This window comes from Phyllobacterium sp. 01N428 (assembly GCF_056399405.1).
The window spans coordinates 133,604-151,282 of sequence record NZ_JBFTRH010000001.1 but is presented as its reverse complement, the minus strand read 5'-3'; the positions used below and the strand labels follow the sequence as shown (position 1 = coordinate 151,282).

Sequence of the window (17,679 nt, the reverse complement as noted above, 5' to 3'; positions counted from 1 at the left end):
CGTCAGCCACGCACGAGGCTCAAACCCTTGTCGAACACCTTCAAGACGCGGTCGAGGTCGTGGCCGCGCTTGAGAATAAGACCGCTCGCCGCGATAACGCTGTAGGCGCCCTGCTTGCGCGCAAGTTTCGGGTTCTTTACCACCCGAAACATCGGAACCTCGCTGGCCCTGCGAAAGATGGAAAACACCGCCCGATCCATCAAGTGGTCAATGGCGTAGTCCCGCCATTCGCCGGCGGAAACCATGAAACCGTAGATTCGAAGGATCTGATCCAGTTCACGCCGGTTGAAGGTAACGGGCAACTCGCTACTGCGTGTGAGGGGGATTAAAGTTGCTTGCTGTTGCGCTTCGTCGCCACCTGCATTGCTGTCCATCAATCATCCGCCTTTGTATGCCGTGTGACACCTGGATGACATCAGGGTGACCTTTTCTGCGCCGATTTACAAGTCCGGAATGATTTCCGAAGGGCGACGACGAGGGTTAGGAACCGGTTTTGCGATGATGTCACGAAGAAATACGCACTGTCTCCAATGGTGATTATTGGACACATTCTCGCCATTTTCTGTTCGCATTGCCGCCCGATTCCGCACCCAACATCCCTCGCATGTTGTCTGAGACGGTTCGGTCTTGACAGTCCGATACCCCAAGCCCCCCGCCCAACGGGTTGTTTGGGCCGAACCATCAGTCTCCCTGAATGGCAACATGCCCCAATATCTCAGGCCGGATTTATCCGGCCTGTTTTTGTTTTGGAGAGCGTCTTCGGCTACTGTTTGGCGGCCATGATCGACGCGCCTATAATTGGTCCTGGCTGGCCCTCGCCAAGCATCTCCTGCAGAAGCACGGCACATCCGGTCGACTTCTTGCTGGCAATTTCGCTGATCGGTATTTCAATCTTCTGGGCCTTGCCGTCCCACATGCCGACGGTTTCCATCGCACGCACGCTGTTGGCATAGCTGACCTTGCGCCCGATGTTTTCGCCATCCGGAATGGCTACGATGGATTCGCGATTGAAATAGGCGAGGAGGACGCGAACAGGTTTTGTCGGCACTGGCCCTTGGTCGATATCGATGACGAGGCGGTCGGGCGTTGCCTTGGCAATATTGACCGGAATGGTAAGGCCTGAATCGGTATCACGCATCTCGGCGATGCGGCGGCGAATCTTCTGCCCGTCCTGTCCGTTGACGTGAACACGGCCGTTGATAATCACCTGAGGCGTGTAGACGCCGTTGAGGCCAAGTGCGACGCGATAAGCATTCTGGCGTTCGGTGTTTTCCGGCAGGGCGAGCGTGTCGATCCAGCCGCGATAATCCCAATAATCCACGTGAAAGGCGAGCGCGACGACCTTGCCTTCGGCGACGAGTTCCTTGAGTACCGCGTCCGCGGGAGGGCAGGATCCGCAACCCTGCGACGTATAGAGTTCGACAACGCCCTCGGGTTTCTTGCCAACATCATCAGCGCAGACCGGAAGCACATAGGCGGCCGCAGCAATGAGCGGTGCGCCGATCAGCAAGCGTCTGGAAAGTTTGCGCAGATACACGGGTTAGATTCTCTTCCCAATTCGAGTGGGATTGTTGTCGGATAAAAGGATTGCGAGAAGATTGATAGGAGCCGCCCTTTTCAAGGGGAAGTCACTTTGAGGTGAATTCGATCACGTTTTGGCTCACATTCATTCAAAAGGGCCGCCGATCACCCGGCGGCCCTTCAATACTCATGTCATTGGAGCCTCAGGCGGCGAGATCGCGCAGCACGTACTGCAGGATGCCGCCATTCTTCAGATATTCAAGCTCGTCGATCGTATCGATGCGGCAGATGAGCGGCACCTGTTTGACACTGCCATCGGCATAGGTGACCGTGGCGAATGTTTTCTGGCGCGGCTGGATCGTGGCAAGCCCGTCGATCGAGACGATTTCGTCGCCCTTGAGGCCGAGCGACTGCCAGCTCGTGCCGTCTTCGAGAACGAATGGCACGATTCCCATGCCGACGAGGTTCGAACGGTGGATACGCTCGAAGGACTGAGCGATAACGGCGCGGACGCCGAGAAGGCTGGTGCCCTTGGCCGCCCAGTCACGCGACGAACCATTGCCGTACTCGACGCCTGCGAAGATCACCAGCGGCACGTTCTCCGCACGATACTGCATGGCAGCATCATAGATCGGCATTTCCTCCTTGGAAGGATAATGGATCGTGTAGCCGCCTTCGCGGCCGTTCTCGCCAAGCATGTGATTGCGGATGCGGATATTGGCGAAGGTGCCGCGCATCATGACCTCATGATTGCCTCGACGCGTGCCGTACTGGTTGAAGTCCAGCGGGGCGACGCCGTGATCGGTGAGGTACTTCCCGGCAGGCGAAGCCGCCTTGATCGAACCGGCCGGCGAAATATGGTCGGTGGTGATCTTGTCACCGAAGAGACCAAGGATGCGTGCACCCTTGATATCGTTGACCTTGCCGGGCGTCTTGCCCATGCCCACGAAGTAGGGCGGGTTTTGCACATAGGTCGACTGATCGTCCCATGCGTAGGTCTGGCCGGCGGGCGCCTGCACGGCCTGCCAGTTCTCGTCACCCTTGAAGACGTCGGCATATTTCGATGCAAACAGTGCGCGCGTAACGTTCTTTGCGATGAACTCCTGGATCTCATGCGATGACGGCCAGATGTCCTTGAGGAAGACCGGGTTGCCGTTCTGATCTTCCCCGAGCGGCTCGGTGGTGAGATCCTTCGTTACGGTACCGGCGAGCGCATAGGCGACGACGAGCGGCGGCGAGGCGAGGTAGTTTGCCTGAACGTCCGGGGAGACACGGCCTTCGAAGTTGCGGTTGCCGGAAAGTACGGCGGCCGCGATCAGGCCCTTGTCGTTGATCGTCTTCGAGATCGGTGCCGGCAGCGGGCCGGAGTTGCCGATGCAGGTCGTGCAGCCGAAGCCAACAAGGTTGAAGCCGAGCTTGTCGAGTTCCTTCTGCAGTCCGGCGTTCTCGAGATAGGCGGCAACCACCTGCGATCCGGGGGCAAGCGATGTCTTGACCCAGGGCTTCGACCTCAGGCCCTTGGCGGCCGCGTTGCGGGCAAGAAGCCCTGCGGCGATGAGGACGCTCGGATTCGAGGTGTTGGTGCAGGAGGTAATGGCGGCGATGGCAACGTCGCCATGGCCGAGATCGTAGTCCTCGCCTTCAACGGCGTAACGGGCGTCGAGCTGCGTCGTCTTCTTGTATTCTTTCTGCAGGGACTCGTGGAAGCCGGAAGCAATGCCTTCCAGCGCAATGCGGCCTTCTGGGCGCTTTGGTCCCGCCATGGAGGGCACGACAGTACCGAGATCGAGTTCAAGCGTGTCGGTGAAGACCGGATCCGGCGAATCGCTCTCGCGCCACATGCCCTGCGCCTTGGAATAGGCTTCAACCAGGGCAAGGCGGTCTTCGTCGCGGCCCGACATGTGCATGTAATTGATGGTTTCACCATCGATCGGGAAAAAGCCGCAGGTTGCGCCGTATTCCGGACCCATATTGCCGATCGTCGCCCGGTCGGCCAGCGTCATGCTTTCGAGACCCGGTCCGAAGAACTCGACGAATTTGCCGACGACACCCTTCTTGCGCAGCATCTGGACGACGGTGAGAACGAGGTCGGTCGCGGTGACGCCCTCCTTGACCTTGCCGGTCAGGCGGAAGCCGATGACTTCCGGAAGGAGCATGGAGACCGGTTGGCCGAGCATGGATGCCTCAGCCTCGATGCCGCCAACGCCCCAGCCGAGCACGCCAAGGCCGTTGACCATCGTCGTGTGCGAATCGGTGCCGACGCAGGTGTCGGGATAGGCGACGGTGACGCCATCCTCTTCCTTCGTCCAGACACCCTGCGCCAGATATTCGAGATTGACCTGATGGCAGATGCCGGTACCGGGCGGGACAACCCGAAAATTCTTGAACGCCTGCTGACCCCACTTCAGGAAGCGGTAACGCTCGCCATTGCGCTCATATTCAAGATCGACATTGCGCTTGAACGCCTGCGGGTTGCCGAATTCATCGACGATGACTGAGTGGTCGATGACGAGGTCCACCGGCACGAGCGGATTGATCTTCTCGGGATCGCCGCCGAGATTGACCATGGCGTCGCGCATGGCTGCGAGGTCCACGACGGCTGGAACGCCGGTGAAGTCCTGCATCAGCACGCGCGCGGGCCGATAGGCGATTTCAGCGCCGGCGCTGCCGCGGTCGACGAGCCACTTGGCAATGTTCTCGATGTCCTTCTTGAAAACCGAGCGGTTGTCTTCGAAGCGAAGCAGGTTTTCGAGAAGAACCTTCATGGAAAACGGCAGTCTGGAGATGCCTTCCAGACCATTCTTTTCCGCTTCCACCAGGCTGTAATAGACATATTCCTTGCCCCCGACGGTGAGGGTCTTACGGGATTTGAAACTGTCGATTTGAGACATTCTGCGTTCGTCCTTATGCTACGGCCTAACCCGGGACGAACGCCTTTGCCGCGTTTCAAGGACGCGCTAAGGTGCGGGTGCAGTCATTTCCGCTGTCCGTCCCGACACAGTTCCCCAACGGGTGTCCGTATCCGAGATCGGCCAAAAATTGTTTCCACACCGACCGCTGGCATGGTTGAGGCCTATATAGAGTTTTTCGCCGATCTGTGCCAGACCGACATTTGGCAAAAATGCATGCTGCGTCGAAATGATCACGCGGCGATTGGGGATAGACGAGAGCGGGCAAAACATGCGGTTAGTCGCCGAAAAACTGGCTGGAGAGCGCGGCGGGGACACGCTGTTTTCCGATCTGGACTTCACGGTGGCGGCCGGAGAGGCGCTGTTGGTGACGGGTCCGAACGGCGCGGGGAAATCGACGCTCCTGCGAATCATCGCCGGGCTGCTTGCCCGCTCCGCTGGCTCGCTGCGCGTGGTCGAGGGTTCGGAAAACTCGGACGAGGTGGCGCCACTCGCCCACTACCTTGGGCATCTCAACGCCATGAAACCGGTGCTCAGCATTGAAGAAAACCTGGAGTTCTGGCGCGCGTTCAATGGAGCGGGAAAACGCTCCGTCATCGCCGCGCTCGATAAGGTCGGCCTTGGCGACATTGCGCATCTTCCCTTCGGCTATCTGTCGACCGGTCAGAAGCGCCGCGCCAGCATTGCCCGGCTTCTCGTCAGCGACCGTCCGCTGTGGTTGCTCGACGAGCCGACGGCAGGATTGGACAAGGCGTCGGAGCTGCAATTTGCGGGCCTGATGCAGGAGCACCTCGGAAATGGCGGTATAGTGATCGCGGCGACACATCTTCCGCTTGGCCTCGAGGTCGCGGGTGAACTCCGGCTGGGGGCGTCCACCTGATGGGAGCGCTCTTTGTTCGGGAAGTGCGGCTTGGCCTGCGATCGGGAGCCGGTGTCCTCATCGGCGTTCTGTTTTTTCTTGCCGTGATTGCTGTCGTTCCGTTCGGCGTTGGCCCCGATCTCAAACTGCTTGCACGTATAGGTGCGGCTATGTTGTGGATAGGGGCTCTGCTCGCCACCTTGCTCGGTCTCGACCGGCTGTTTCAGGCAGACCGCGACGACGGCTCGCTCGACCTCCTGATCATGGCCTCCGAACGGCACCTCTTGACGCTGACGGTGCTGGTCAAATGCCTCGCGCACTGGACGGTCAGCGTGCTGCCACTGGTGGTCGCCTCGCCGCTGCTTGGCCTCTTCATGAACATGGAACCTGCCGCCATTGGTGCGACAACGGCAACGCTGCTCGTCGGTACGCCGGCGATTACCCTGATCGGCGCCGTCGGCGCTGCCGTCGCCGTTTCCTTGCCCCGGGGCGGGCTCCTCGTATCAGTCATAGTCCTGCCGCTGACTGTGCCGGTCCTCATCTTCGGCGTCTCTGCGTCCTATGGCGCAGTTGAAGATCCCGCGCCGTTTCTGGCACCCTTCCTTATTCTCGCTGCGATTACTCTGTTTTTTGCAGTGCTGGGACCGCTTGCAGCAGCAGCGGCGCTGAAATCGTCGGCGGACTGACAGAGAGGTGAATTGCGCAACGGGAACCGGAAAGCTAAGAAACGAGCATGAGTGAGACTGTTTCAAAGACCGGACGCTGGATCGACTGGGCAAACCCCACGCGGTTCATGAGCTTTGCCGGGGTGATCCTGCCATGGCTTGCCGGGCTGACGCTGATCGTTCTGGCGGGAGGGCTGTGGATGTCGATGCAGGCGCCCGACGATTACCAGCAGGGCGCGACAGTCAGGATCATGTTCATCCACGTGCCCTTCGCCTGGCTTTCGATGATGTGCTATACGATCATGACCATTGCGGCCCTTGGCACGCTGGTCTGGCGTCACCCGCTCGCCGACGTTTCGGCAAAGGCCGCGGCGCCCATCGGCGCAGTCTTCACGGCTCTTGCGCTTATCACCGGCTCGCTTTGGGGCAAACCCATGTGGGGCACATGGTGGGTGTGGGATGCGCGGCTGACCTCGGTCTTCGTGCTGTTCCTTATGTATCTCGGAATCATCGCGCTCACCCGCGCCATGGATGATCCGGCGAAATCTGCAAGGGCGACGGCAATCCTGACGCTTGTCGGTTTCATCAACATTCCGATCATCAAGTTTTCCGTCGATTGGTGGAATACGCTGCATCAACCGGCTTCGGTTTTTCGCATGGGCGGTTCAACCATTGACGGTACGCTGCTGCGGCCGCTGCTCGTCATGGCCATCGGATTCACGCTCCTATTTTTCACCCTGCACCTGATGGCGATGCGCAACGAAATCTGGCGTCGCCGGGTTGTCGCCATGCGCCGTGTCGCGGCGCGTAATGCAGACCGGGGGCAGGTGCAATGAGCAGCCACGCAGGGTTTATCATAGCCGCCTATGGCGTATCATTTATTGCGCTCGCCGGGTTGATCGGGTGGGTCTTCATCGACCAACGCCTGCAAAACCGGGCACTGCGTGAGCTGGAGTCGCGCGGCGTGCGTCGTCGCTCCGAGGGGAAGGGGGCGCAGACTTGAGCCAGCAGGAAGGCCTTCAACCGCCGCGGGCCAAACGCAACTCGTTTTTCGTATTCCTGCCGTTGATCATCTTCATCGGCCTTGCCGCGATCTTTGCTTTTCAGCTCGCATCTGGGCGCGATGAATCGGTCATCCCTTCCGCGCTGATCGGTAAGCCTGCGCCGGCGTTGTCGCTGCCGGCAATCTCGGGATTGGCCCGGAACGGACAGCCGGTCGGCGGCCTGGATCCGGCAAGCTTCAAGGGCCAGGTGACCCTGCTCAACGTCTTTGGTTCCTGGTGTGTGCCGTGCCGAATGGAACATCCGCTGCTCATGAAATTGGGTGAGGACAAGCGGTTTCAGCTTGCCGGCCTCAACTACAAGGACAAGACCGAGAATGCGCTGGGCTTTCTTCGTGAGCTTGGCAACCCATATGCCGTGGTCGGTGCGGATGACAGCGGACGCGCCGCGATCGAATGGGGTGTTTATGGCGTTCCCGAAACCTTCCTGATCGGTCGCGACGGCAACGTCGCCTTCAAGCATGTCGGACCGCTCAGCGAGACGTCGATCCGCGACGAACTGATGCCGGCCATTGAGGCGGCGCTCAAGGCAAATCAATAATCGTCGAGCGCAGCGTAAATCAGCCCCGTCTTCCGCTGGAGTGTGGCGGGCTATTTGCCCTTGTTGCCTGCCTTTTCGGCAGCCGGCTGGTCGAGAGAATATTTCATGACCAGCGGCATCTGGGCAAAGGTGAAGATGAGGGTGAGCGGCATCGTGCCCCACACCTTGAAGGCGACCCAGAAGTCCGTCGAGAAACTGCGCCAGATCACTTCATTCAGCACTGCCAGGAACAGGAAGAAGATGCCCCAACGCAGCGTGAGTTTGCGCCAGCCTTCGGCGTTCAGCCGGAAGGCGCTGTCGAAGACATAGCCGAGCAGGGATTTGCCGAAGAAGAGACCACCAAGCAGGATGATGCCGAACAGCGTGTTAATGATGGTCGGCTTGATCTTGATGAAGGTTTCGTTGTGAAGCCATAAAGTCAGCGCGCCGAAGACGAACACAACGATGCCGGAAACGAGCGGCATGATCGGCAGGGTGCGCAAAAGGAGCCAGGAAGCGCCGAGGGCGACCGCCGTCGCCACCATGAACAAGGCTGTCGCGATGAAGATCGGGCCGCCAATATTGGCGAGGAAAGGAAGGTGTTCCACCAGCCATTCCCCGCGCGAATTGGCGAAGAAGAAGACCATGAGCGGGCCGAGTTCGAGCGCCAGCTTGAGGAATGGATTGACGTCCTTGTGTGCCGGATCCGACGGGTCGCGTTCGAATATTGACTGGTCCATTATGCGACTCCCGCGATGGCTTTGGCGAAATCTTTGGCGGCGAAGGGTTCGAGGTCATCGACCTGTTCGCCGACGCCGATGAAATAGACAGGCAATTTGTGCTTGGCCGATATGGCCACAAGAATGCCACCGCGCGCGGTGCCGTCAAGCTTGGTCATGACGAGGCCGTTCACGCCGGCGATGTTCTTGAAGATTTCGACCTGGTTGAGGGCGTTCTGACCGGTGGTGGCGTCGAGGGTCTGCAACACCGTATGCGGAGCCTCGGGATCGTGCTTGCCGAGCACCCGAACGATCTTCGCGAGTTCTTCCATCAGCTCCGCGCGGTTCTGCAGTCGGCCGGCGGTATCGATGATGAGGACGTCGCTGCCGGCTTCCTTGGCTTGTTTCCAGGCATCGAAGGCAAGGCCTGCGGCATCTGCGCCGAGCTTGGACGATACGACCGGCGCGCCGGTGCGCTTGCCCCAGATGTGCAGCTGTTCGATTGCGGCGGCGCGGAAAGTATCTCCTGCCGCAAGCATGACATTCAGTCCGCCGGCCGTCAGCTTGGCGGCAAGCTTGCCGATGGTCGTTGTCTTGCCGGTACCGTTGACGCCGACCACGAGGATCACATGTGGCTTGTGGGATAGGTCGAGCTCAAGCGGCTTGGCGACGGGTCCCAAAACCTTCTCGATCTCGGTCGCCATGATGGTGCGCACTTCATCGGTGCTGATATCCTTGCCATAGCGCGTCGCACTCAATGCATCGGTAACGCGAATGGCGGTTTCCATGCCGAGATCGGCCTGGATCAGGACATCCTCAAGATCCTGCAGCGTATCTTCATCGAGCTTGCGCTTGGTGAAGATCCCGCCAATCGAATCGCCGAGTTGCTGCGACGAGCGCGACAAGCCCTTGCGTAAGCGCTCGAACCAGGAGAGTCGCCTGGCCGGCTCAGCGGGCAAGGGCTCGTCCAGCTTCTTGTCCTCTACGAACCTGCTCACTGTCACTTTGTTGGTAGACGGCTTGGCGACAGGTGCCGACGTCTCGCCGCCTTCCGTGGGTTCGATATCCGCCGTCGGCGCTTCCGGGGCTGGAATTTCGACCGGCTCGATATCCGCGTCATCCATCGGGCCAGGGATCATGTCGATCGCGATCCCTGAAGGTTCGTCAGCAGCTTCCGGCTCGGGTTCAGGTTCCTCGGGAACGGGCGCGGATTCGAACGGGACTGCGCGTGGTTCGAAGGCTGGTATATGTTCGGGTTCGGCCCGCCCGCTCGCTTCCGCTACGGCTTCGACCTGCTCGACCACGACTGGGGCTATGTCTGGCAGAATTTCGGGTTCGGATTCCGCTACAGTTTCCGGCTCCGTCGCGGGCTCGTCGGCAACCGGCGATTCAACCTCAATGGCGCCGAGCGCTTCGGAGGGCAGAACTGCCGCCTCTTCCATCGCTTCCTCGACCGACGGTGCGGACGCTACGGTGTCATCGGCAGGCGCGGCGAGGCTCTCCTGAGCCTCCGCTGCGACCTGCGGTTCTTCTGCCGAAACCTCTTCGACCTCCTTCTTACCGAAGGAGAAAATCTTCTTGATGAACCCCAGAGCCATGAATGCTGCTTTGCCTGTTATGCTGCGCGCCGGTCGCGACCGTTTGCCAGCAGCTTGTTACCGTCGTGCCCGCCGATCGTCCGCTCGACTATTTGCCCCGCAACGCCGCCATCGATGTCGACGAGCGTGAAGCCCTCGGTGCGCCCGATGCCGTCGCGTTCAACGAGAACCTTCTGGGTCGTGCCGATGAGCCCGTCGAGATGCCTGTAATATGCCGCATCGCCCGCAGCACGCAGCCGAGCTGCCCGTTGTTTGACGATTCTGCGTTCGACCTGCGGCATACGGGCTGCGGGCGTTCCCTTGCGGGGGCTGAACGGGAAAACGTGCAGGTTCGTCAGGCCGCATTCTTCAACAATGCGGATGGAGTTTTCAAACATCTCATCCGTTTCGGTGGGAAAACCGGCGATGATATCGGCGCCGAACACGATGTCGGGACGGATGGTCCGGACTTCAGCGCAGAATGCGATCGAATTCTCCCGCGCATGCCGGCGCTTCATGCGTTTCAGGATCATGTTGTCGCCGGACTGGAGCGAGAGATGCAAATGTGGCATCAGCCGCGGCTCCGTCGCGAGCGCCTCCATCAGATCGTCGTCGGCCTCGATGGAGTCGATCGAGGAAAGACGCAGCCGCTTCAAATCTGGAACCGATTTCAGTACCGTCTTGACCAATTTGCCAAGGCGCAAGTTTCCCGGCAGGTCGGGCCCGTAGCTCGTCATGTCGACGCCGGTGAGGACCACTTCGGCATAGCCATTGCCGACCAGCCGCTTCACCTGTTCGACCACACCGCCCATCGGGACGGAGCGTGAATTGCCGCGCCCATAGGGGATGATACAGAAGGTGCAGCGGTGGTCGCAGCCGTTCTGGACCTGCACGAAGGCGCGGGCGCGGCCCTCGATGGCGTCGACCATATGCGAGGCGGTTTCGCGCACCTCCATGATGTCGTTGACCCGAACCTTCTCGAACTGGTTGACGCCGAAATCCGGCAGCATGCGGTAGGAGTTTGACTTGAGCTTTTCCTCGTTGCCGAGCACGAGGTCGACCTCGTCCATTTCGGCGAACGCTTCCGCTTCCGTCTGCGCGGCGCAGCCCGTGACGATGATCCGTGCGGCGGGATTGTCGCGCCTGGCCTTGCGGATCGCCTGCCGGGCCTGGCGTACCGCCTCGCTGGTTACGGCACAGGTGTTGAAAATGATGGCGCCATTTTCCAGCGTGCCCAGACCGGCTGCGTCGGCCTCGCGCTTCATCACTTCCGACTCATAGGTATTGAGACGGCAGCCGAACGTGACGACGTCGACGCCCATCAGGCGGCTCCCTGCGACGATGCCGCTTCTTCGCGCTGCCAAGCGCCGGTTTGCGGGTCGAGGCTGCCGGCAAATTCCCACTCGGCCGGTCCGGTCATGATGACATGGTCGTTGTCGAGCCATTCGATCAGCAAGGGGCCGCCGGGCACGGTAACGGTCACGGTTCGGTCGGTGCGTCCGGTGCGCGCAGCGGAAGCGGCAGCGGCGCAGGCGGCCGAACCGCAGGCGCGCGTAAGGCCGGCGCCACGTTCCCACGTGCGCAACGTCAGGGCATTGCGGCTGGTCACATGAGCGATGGAAATATTGGCGCGTTCCGGAAAGATGGGATGATTCTCGAGAAGGGGCCCGAAACGTTCGAGGTCGTAGGTCCAGACATCCTGATCGACCCAGAAGATGGCATGCGGATTGCCCATGCTGGCAACGGAGGGCGAATGCAGGACTGGCGCATCGATCGGCCCGATCTGAAGCTCGATCCGGCGCGTATCGTAGAACGGCTCGGCGAGCGGAATGTCGCGCCAGTCGAAGCGCGGAATACCCATGTCGACCGAAATCTGGCCATCCGCATGTTCCTGCGCGGTGAGGATTCCGGCGATCGTCTCGAAGGTGAAGGCGCGCTTGTCCGTTTCGGCGCTGAGGGCCTGCACGACGCAACGCATACCGTTGCCGCAGGCCTGCGCCTGGCTGCCATCCGAATTGATGATCTCGATATAGGCTTCGGTTCCGACGGTTCGCGGGTCGTGGATCGCCATGATCTGATCGAACTTTGTCGCCGGATCATGGTCGAGTGCAATGGCTGCGTGTGGGGCAATGCGATCAGCACGACCGCGCATGTCGGCAACGATAATTTCGTTGCCGAGGCCGTTCATTTTCGCAAATTGCACCTGTCCTGCCATGCCTGTTACTTGCCCGTTGCCGTCACTTCCCATTTATATGGGGCCTATATGGCGGAATTGGTGGAAAATTGCCAGTGCCGCCAGGAATCAATGGTGTCGCGGACGGAGGCGCTGGGCAAAGCGTTTCGATATAAGACTTTATTCACCTTGAAATGGTTGAATTGGTTAATGGCGCCAATATGCGTATGCGGGCGTCAGCACGTGCAAGGTGTGGCGATATTGTCATTTCCGGCTATTTTCGCGAAATCTTGCCGCCAATTAGACTTTGAATGCGGCTGTTTTTTCGATGTGCGGGTTGAAATTTCGCCGAGATCACCTTTGTATCGCGGTTAATATTTGCCGAATGGAATCGCATTCCGGAGTTCGAATGCGCAGATGGAGAGCTGAGGTTATGGGGTCTTTGAAAGTCAATTTGCTGACCGTTGCCGCGGTAGGCATGGTACTGGCAGGATGCCAGAGTTCGCGGCTTGACCCCGTGTCTTCGGGTCCCGCCCCGCTCCAGCCGGCACCGTCCGGCAGCGTAAGTTCGAGCCAGTTGCCGCCGCCTGGTGGCGCAAATCAATTTCCGACCGCTCCGACCACGGGCACCCCGGGGACCGGTACCCAGCCAAACACCCAGGTTGCCGCAATCCCGCCGGAAAATGCGCCGGATTTGACTGCAGGCAGCGTCGCCGGCGTCTGGAATGCTTCGATGGGGGGCCAGAGCTGCAAGATCGCGACGCCGCAGACAAAGTTCGGCCAAGGTTACCGCGCCGGTCCGTTGCGTTGCCCGGGCGAACTCGCCAACCTCTCGTCGTGGGCCGTGAGCGGCAAGCAGCTGACGCTGTTTGATGCGGCGGGCGGCACGGTCGCCAAGCTCTATTCTACGGGCCAGTCGAGCTTCGACGGCCAGACATCCGGCGGACAGTCGCTGCGTCTGTCGCGATAACCAAGCACGGCGCGCCGGTATCCGCCGGCGCCCGCGGAGACTGCACCGCGCATGTCGCACGACAATCTGAAAGTCTTTCCTTCGGTCCGCGAGCGCTATGACGCGCTTGTGGCTGCAGGCGACATCGAGGCCGACCCGGCGCAGCAACGGCTGGCAGATTGCTTCGACCGGCTGATCCATGAGCTTGCCACGACGCGGCTAGCGACGAAGTCGAGCGCCCTCGGCTGGCTTTTCGGCCGGAAGGCGCCGCGGCGGGATTTTATCAAGGGCCTCTATATCCATGGCGAGGTGGGTCGCGGCAAGACGATGCTGATGGACATGTTCCACCAGCTTGTTCCGGCAAAGCGCAAGCGACGCGCGCATTTTCTCGATTTCATGGCGGATGTGCACGAGCGCATCAATGCGCACCGGCAGGCGCTGAAGAACGGGGATACCAAGCAGGAGGACCCGATTCCACCCGTTGCCGAGGCACTGGCCGAGCAGGCCTGGGTTCTGTGCTTCGATGAATTTACGGTGACCGACATTGCCGACGCCATGATCCTGTCGCGGCTTTTCCGTGCCTTGTTCGAACGGGGCGTGGTTCTGGTCGCAACTTCGAATGTGGCTCCCGACAATCTCTATCGCGACGGTCTCAACAGGCAGCTGTTCCTGCCGTTCGTGGAGCTTCTCAAGACACATGTCGATGTCGTCAGTCTCGACGCGCGCACCGACTACCGCCTGGAAAAGCTCAATCATCTGCCGGTCTATCTTTCGCCGCTCGGCGACGAAACAAAACGGCAGATGGACGCGGCCTGGCATGCGGCGACCGATGGAGCCGTTGTCGCGCCGGATAGCCTGAAAGTGAAGGGGCATACGGTTTCGATCCCGCAAGCGGCGCGCGGGACAGCCCGCTTCAGCTTCGCAGACCTATGTTCGAAACCGCTCGGTGCGGCCGACTACATGGCGATTGTCGAACGCTTCCGTACGATCTTCATCGATGACGTACCCGTCCTCGACTACCCTCGTCGCAACGAAGCGAAGCGCTTCATCATTCTCATCGATGTGCTCTACGACAATCAGGTTCACTTGGTGATGTCCGCTGCTGCTTCCCCCGACCAACTCTACCACGCCAAAACCGGCACCGAGGCATTCGAGTTTGACCGTACGGCGTCGCGGCTCTTCGAGATGCAGAGCGAAGACTATATTGCTGCAACCGGCACAACACATTCGCGTGCAGAGCCGAAATCGGCAGGCGTCTAGGGAGCCGGGGGATGCCTGAAAACTCCCGGCAATTTCATCAATCTGACAAGTTCTGCGTGATAGAAATAGCCTTGAATGCGCTCGAAAAACTCAGAACTAATTGACGTTTACGTAAATCCCGTTAAATCTAAACGATTGAATTTATTGGGGTGAAAATTTTCGGTTGAGTTATTTTTCAAAGAGGAATATTCGAACGTCCCAACGCAAGGGCATGTTGTCATAAGTTTGCCGTCTGGCGGCTTGACTATCCAAATGTGTTCTTAGGCGTCCGTCAAGACTTCAGATCAAGGAAGCAACCAGCATGGCACGTAACAAAATCGCCCTCATCGGTTCAGGCATGATCGGTGGAACGCTTGCACATCTGATCGGGCTCAAGGAGCTCGGCGACATCGTGCTCTTCGACATCGCCGAGGGCATGCCCCAGGGCAAGGCGCTCGACATTGCCCAGTCTTCGCCAGTGGATGATTTCGACGCCAAGCTTGCCGGCGCCAATGACTACTCCGCCATCGAAGGCGCTGACGTCGTCATCGTAACGGCCGGCGTGCCGCGCAAGCCGGGCATGAGCCGCGACGATCTTCTCGGCATCAACCTCAAGGTCATGGAACAGGTCGGCGCCGGCATCAAGAAATATGCGCCCGGCGCTTTCGTCATTTGCATCACCAATCCGCTGGACGCGATGGTCTGGGCGCTGCAGAAGTTTTCGGGCCTGCCGAAGAACATGGTCGTCGGCATGGCCGGCGTTCTCGACAGCGCGCGTTTCCGCTATTTCCTGGCAGAAGAATTCAAGGTTTCGGTGGAAGACGTCACCGCGTTCGTTCTCGGCGGCCACGGCGATTCCATGGTTCCGCTGACGCGCTATTCCACCGTTGCCGGCATTCCCCTGCCGGATCTCGTCAAGATGGGCTGGACGAGCCAGGAAAAGCTCGACCAGATCGTGCAGCGCACGCGTGATGGCGGCGCCGAGATCGTCGGCCTCCTCAAGACCGGCTCGGCCTATTATGCGCCCGCGGCATCGGCCGTGCAGATGGCGGAAGCCTATCTTAAGGACAAGAAGCGCGTTCTGCCCGTTGCTGCCCACCTCTCCGGCCAGTATGGCGTCAAGGACATGTATGTCGGCGTACCAGTCATCATCGGTGCAGGCGGCGTCGAACGCGTTATCGAAATCGACCTCAACAAGACCGAGGAAAAGGCCTTCGAAAATTCCGTCGCATCTGTTGCAGGTCTTTGCGAAGCCTGCATCGGCATCGCTCCGAACCTCAAGTAAATCCGGCCCCGGACCATTCTGAAACAATCCTCCGCGCGGGGATTTTTCGAGAGGAAACAGCTAAATGAATATTCACGAATATCAGGCGAAACGTCTGCTGCACACTTTTGGTGCGCCGATCGCCAACGGCGTTGCCGTCTATTCCGTTGAACAGGCGGAAGAATGGGCAAAGACGCTGCCGGGCCCGCTTTATGTGGTCAAGAGTCAGATCCATGCGGGCGGTCGCGGCAAGGGCAAGTTCAAGGAACTCGGCCCCGACGCAAAGGGCGGCGTTCGCCTGGCCCGCTCGGTCGAGGAAGTCGTTGCCAACGCCAGGGAAATGCTCGGCAACACGCTGGTTACCAAGCAGACCGGCCCCGCCGGCAGGCAGGTCAACCGCCTCTATATCGAGGACGGCGCCGATATCGAGCGTGAACTCTATCTGTCGATCCTCGTCGACCGCTCGGTCGGCCGCCCGTCCTTTGTCGTTTCGACCGAGGGCGGCATGGACATCGAGGCCGTCGCCCACGATACGCCAGAAAAGATCATCACCGTCGCTATCGATCCTGAAAAGGGCGTAACGGCGGATGATATCGCCAAGATCAGCGACGCTTATGGCCTCACTGGCGAAGCGCGCAAGGATGGGGAGACGCTGTTCCCGGCGCTCTATAAGGCATTCACCGAGAAGGACATGAGCCTGCTCGAGGTCAATCCGCTCATCGTCATGAAGGATGGCCGCCTGCGCGTTCTCGACGCCAAGGTCTCCTTCGACGGCAATGCGCTTTTCCGCCACCCTGACGTCGTCGAACTGCGTGATATCTCGGAAGAAGACGACAAGGAGATCGAGGCGTCGAAGTACGACCTCGCCTATGTCGCCCTCGACGGCAATATCGGCTGCATGGTCAACGGTGCTGGCCTCGCCATGGCTACGATGGACATTATCAAGCTCTATGGTGCTGAACCGGCGAACTTCCTCGACGTCGGCGGCGGCGCGAGTAAGGAGAAGGTAACGGCGGCGTTCAAGATCATCACTGCCGATCCGGCCGTGGAAGGTATCCTGATCAACATCTTCGGCGGCATCATGAAGTGCGATGTTATTGCCGAGGGCGTCATCGCGGCGGTCAAGGAAGTCGGTCTCAAGGTTCCTCTCGTGGTGCGCCTCGAAGGCACCAATGCCGAGCTTGGCAAGAAGATCATCAACGAGAGCGGCCTTAACGTTACGTCGGCCGACGACCTCGACGATGCAGCGCAGAAAATCGTCAAGGCGGTGAAGGGAAACTAAGGCATGTCTATTCTTGTCAACAAAGACACCAAGGTTCTCGTTCAGGGCCTGACCGGCAAGACCGGTACTTTCCACACCGAACAGGCGCTCGCCTATTACGGCACGCAGATGGTCGGCGGCATTCATCCGAAAAAGGGCGGCGAGACCTGGGAAGGCAAGTTGCCGACCGGCGCCAGCGCACAGCTGCCGATCTTCGCCTCGGTTGCCGAGGGCAGGGACCGCACCGGCGCAAATGCCTCTGTGATCTATGTGCCGCCCGCAGGCGCGGCCGAAGCCATCATCGAGGCCATCGATGCGGAAGTTCCTTTGATCATCTGCATCACCGAAGGCATCCCGGTCATGGACATGGTGCGGGTGAAGGCGCGTCTCGATCGTTCGACATCGCGTCTGATCGGCCCGAACTGCCCGGGCGTTCTCACGCCTGAGGAATGCAAGATCGGGATCATGCCGGGTAACATCTTCATGAAAGGCTCGGTGGGTGTTGTATCCCGCTCTGGGACACTTACCTATGAAGCAGTGTTCCAAACGACGAACGAGGGCCTCGGCCAGACGACTGCTGTCGGAATCGGCGGCGATCCGGTCAAGGGTACCGAGTTCATCGATGTCCTGGAAATGTTCCTCGCTGACGAAGCGACGAAGTCGATCATCATGATCGGTGAAATCGGCGGCTCGGCTGAGGAAGATGCAGCGCAGTTCCTCGCCGACGAGGCCAAGCGTGGCCGCAAGAAGCCGATGGCCGGCTTCATTGCCGGCCGCACGGCCCCTGCGGGCCGGACGATGGGTCATGCCGGCGCGGTCATTTCCGGCGGCAAGGGCGGCGCGGAAGACAAGATTGCTGCCATGGAGGCAGCGGGCATCCGTGTGTCGCCTTCACCGGCGCAGCTTGGCAAGACGCTGGTCGAGGTCCTCAAGGGCTGAAACCGGCTGGCGCCAGACGCCTG

The 17,679-nt window shown here is 60.0% G+C and carries 17 protein-coding genes; 10 read left to right on the top strand and 7 right to left on the bottom strand.

The window, feature by feature from the left end; genetic code table 11:
• Nucleotides 1-2 precede the first annotated feature (2 nt).
• From AC1DNI_RS00750 to acnA, 3 genes are all read right to left on the bottom strand, one after another.
• A complete protein-coding gene (locus AC1DNI_RS00750) occupies nt 3-374 on the bottom strand; it encodes a DUF2794 domain-containing protein (RefSeq protein ID WP_027230975.1) in 372 nt (123 codons plus the stop codon).
• A gap of 389 nt (nt 375-763) precedes the next feature.
• On the bottom strand, nt 764-1,537 hold the full coding sequence (locus tag AC1DNI_RS00745; RefSeq protein ID WP_477690471.1) for a DUF1223 domain-containing protein: 774 nt from the start codon (nt 1,535-1,537) through the stop codon (nt 764-766).
• 187 nt (nt 1,538-1,724) lie between these two features.
• Nucleotides 1,725-4,412, bottom strand: a complete 2,688-nt coding sequence (gene acnA, locus AC1DNI_RS00740; RefSeq protein ID WP_477690470.1) for an aconitate hydratase AcnA — start codon at nt 4,410-4,412, stop codon at nt 1,725-1,727.
• A 289-nt stretch (nt 4,413-4,701) separates the two neighbouring features.
• Between acnA and ccmA the strand changes: the two genes are divergently transcribed.
• From ccmA to AC1DNI_RS00715, 5 genes are read left to right on the top strand one after another with little or no spacing between them, the layout of a single operon-like run.
• Entirely contained in the window at nt 4,702-5,310 is a 609-nt protein-coding gene (gene ccmA / locus AC1DNI_RS00735) for a heme ABC exporter ATP-binding protein CcmA (RefSeq protein WP_477690469.1), read from the top strand.
• Nucleotides 5,310-5,975 (top strand): heme exporter protein CcmB, encoded by a 666-nt coding sequence (gene ccmB, locus AC1DNI_RS00730; RefSeq protein ID WP_113279968.1) that lies wholly within the window; start codon nt 5,310-5,312, stop codon nt 5,973-5,975. The genes ccmA and ccmB overlap by 1 nt, the downstream gene beginning before the upstream one ends.
• Before the next feature lie 47 nt (nt 5,976-6,022).
• The gene (locus AC1DNI_RS00725; RefSeq protein ID WP_477690468.1) at nt 6,023-6,790 is read left to right on the top strand and encodes a heme ABC transporter permease; all 768 of its coding nucleotides are present in this window, start codon (nt 6,023-6,025) and stop codon (nt 6,788-6,790) included.
• Nucleotides 6,787-6,957 carry a heme exporter protein CcmD gene (gene ccmD / locus AC1DNI_RS00720; protein ID WP_477690467.1) on the top strand — a complete coding sequence of 57 codons (171 nt, stop codon included), beginning with the start codon at nt 6,787-6,789 and terminating at the stop codon, nt 6,955-6,957. The genes AC1DNI_RS00725 and ccmD overlap by 4 nt, the downstream gene beginning before the upstream one ends.
• A complete protein-coding gene (locus AC1DNI_RS00715) occupies nt 6,954-7,556 on the top strand; it encodes a DsbE family thiol:disulfide interchange protein (protein ID WP_477690466.1) in 603 nt (200 codons plus the stop codon). The genes ccmD and AC1DNI_RS00715 overlap by 4 nt, the downstream gene beginning before the upstream one ends.
• 50 nt (nt 7,557-7,606) lie before the next feature.
• On the opposite strand, the gene AC1DNI_RS00710 is transcribed toward AC1DNI_RS00715, so the two are convergent.
• The 4 genes from AC1DNI_RS00710 to dapF form a co-directional block, all read right to left on the bottom strand.
• Complete coding sequence (locus tag AC1DNI_RS00710) at nt 7,607-8,275, bottom strand: septation protein A (protein WP_477690465.1); 669 nt, start codon at nt 8,273-8,275, stop codon at nt 7,607-7,609.
• Nucleotides 8,275-9,696 carry a signal recognition particle-docking protein FtsY gene (gene ftsY / locus AC1DNI_RS00705; protein WP_477691447.1) on the bottom strand — a complete coding sequence of 474 codons (1,422 nt, stop codon included), beginning with the start codon at nt 9,694-9,696 and terminating at the stop codon, nt 8,275-8,277. Before ftsY ends, AC1DNI_RS00710 begins: the two co-directional genes overlap by 1 nt.
• A gap of 173 nt (nt 9,697-9,869) precedes the next feature.
• A complete protein-coding gene (gene mtaB / locus AC1DNI_RS00700; RefSeq protein WP_477690464.1) occupies nt 9,870-11,153 on the bottom strand; it encodes a tRNA (N(6)-L-threonylcarbamoyladenosine(37)-C(2))-methylthiotransferase MtaB in 1,284 nt (427 codons plus the stop codon).
• Complete coding sequence (gene dapF / locus AC1DNI_RS00695; RefSeq protein ID WP_477690463.1) at nt 11,153-12,046, bottom strand: diaminopimelate epimerase; 894 nt, start codon at nt 12,044-12,046, stop codon at nt 11,153-11,155. Before dapF ends, mtaB begins: the two co-directional genes overlap by 1 nt.
• 391 nt (nt 12,047-12,437) lie before the next feature.
• Between dapF and AC1DNI_RS00690 the strand changes: the two genes are divergently transcribed.
• From AC1DNI_RS00690 to sucD, 5 genes are all read left to right on the top strand, one after another.
• Nucleotides 12,438-12,974: an AprI/Inh family metalloprotease inhibitor gene (locus tag AC1DNI_RS00690; protein WP_027230987.1), complete on the top strand. Its 537-nt coding sequence runs from the start codon at nt 12,438-12,440 to the stop codon at nt 12,972-12,974.
• A gap of 51 nt (nt 12,975-13,025) precedes the next feature.
• On the top strand, nt 13,026-14,213 hold the full coding sequence (zapE, locus tag AC1DNI_RS00685) for a cell division protein ZapE (protein WP_477690462.1): 1,188 nt from the start codon (nt 13,026-13,028) through the stop codon (nt 14,211-14,213).
• A gap of 301 nt (nt 14,214-14,514) precedes the next feature.
• On the top strand, nt 14,515-15,477 hold the full coding sequence (mdh, locus tag AC1DNI_RS00680) for a malate dehydrogenase (RefSeq protein ID WP_027230988.1): 963 nt from the start codon (nt 14,515-14,517) through the stop codon (nt 15,475-15,477).
• A gap of 64 nt (nt 15,478-15,541) precedes the next feature.
• On the top strand, nt 15,542-16,738 hold the full coding sequence (gene sucC / locus AC1DNI_RS00675) for an ADP-forming succinate--CoA ligase subunit beta (protein ID WP_477690461.1): 1,197 nt from the start codon (nt 15,542-15,544) through the stop codon (nt 16,736-16,738).
• A 3-nt stretch (nt 16,739-16,741) separates the two neighbouring features.
• Nucleotides 16,742-17,656: a succinate--CoA ligase subunit alpha gene (gene sucD / locus AC1DNI_RS00670; RefSeq protein ID WP_027230990.1), complete on the top strand. Its 915-nt coding sequence runs from the start codon at nt 16,742-16,744 to the stop codon at nt 17,654-17,656.
• The last annotated feature ends 23 nt before the right edge of the window (nt 17,657-17,679 follow it).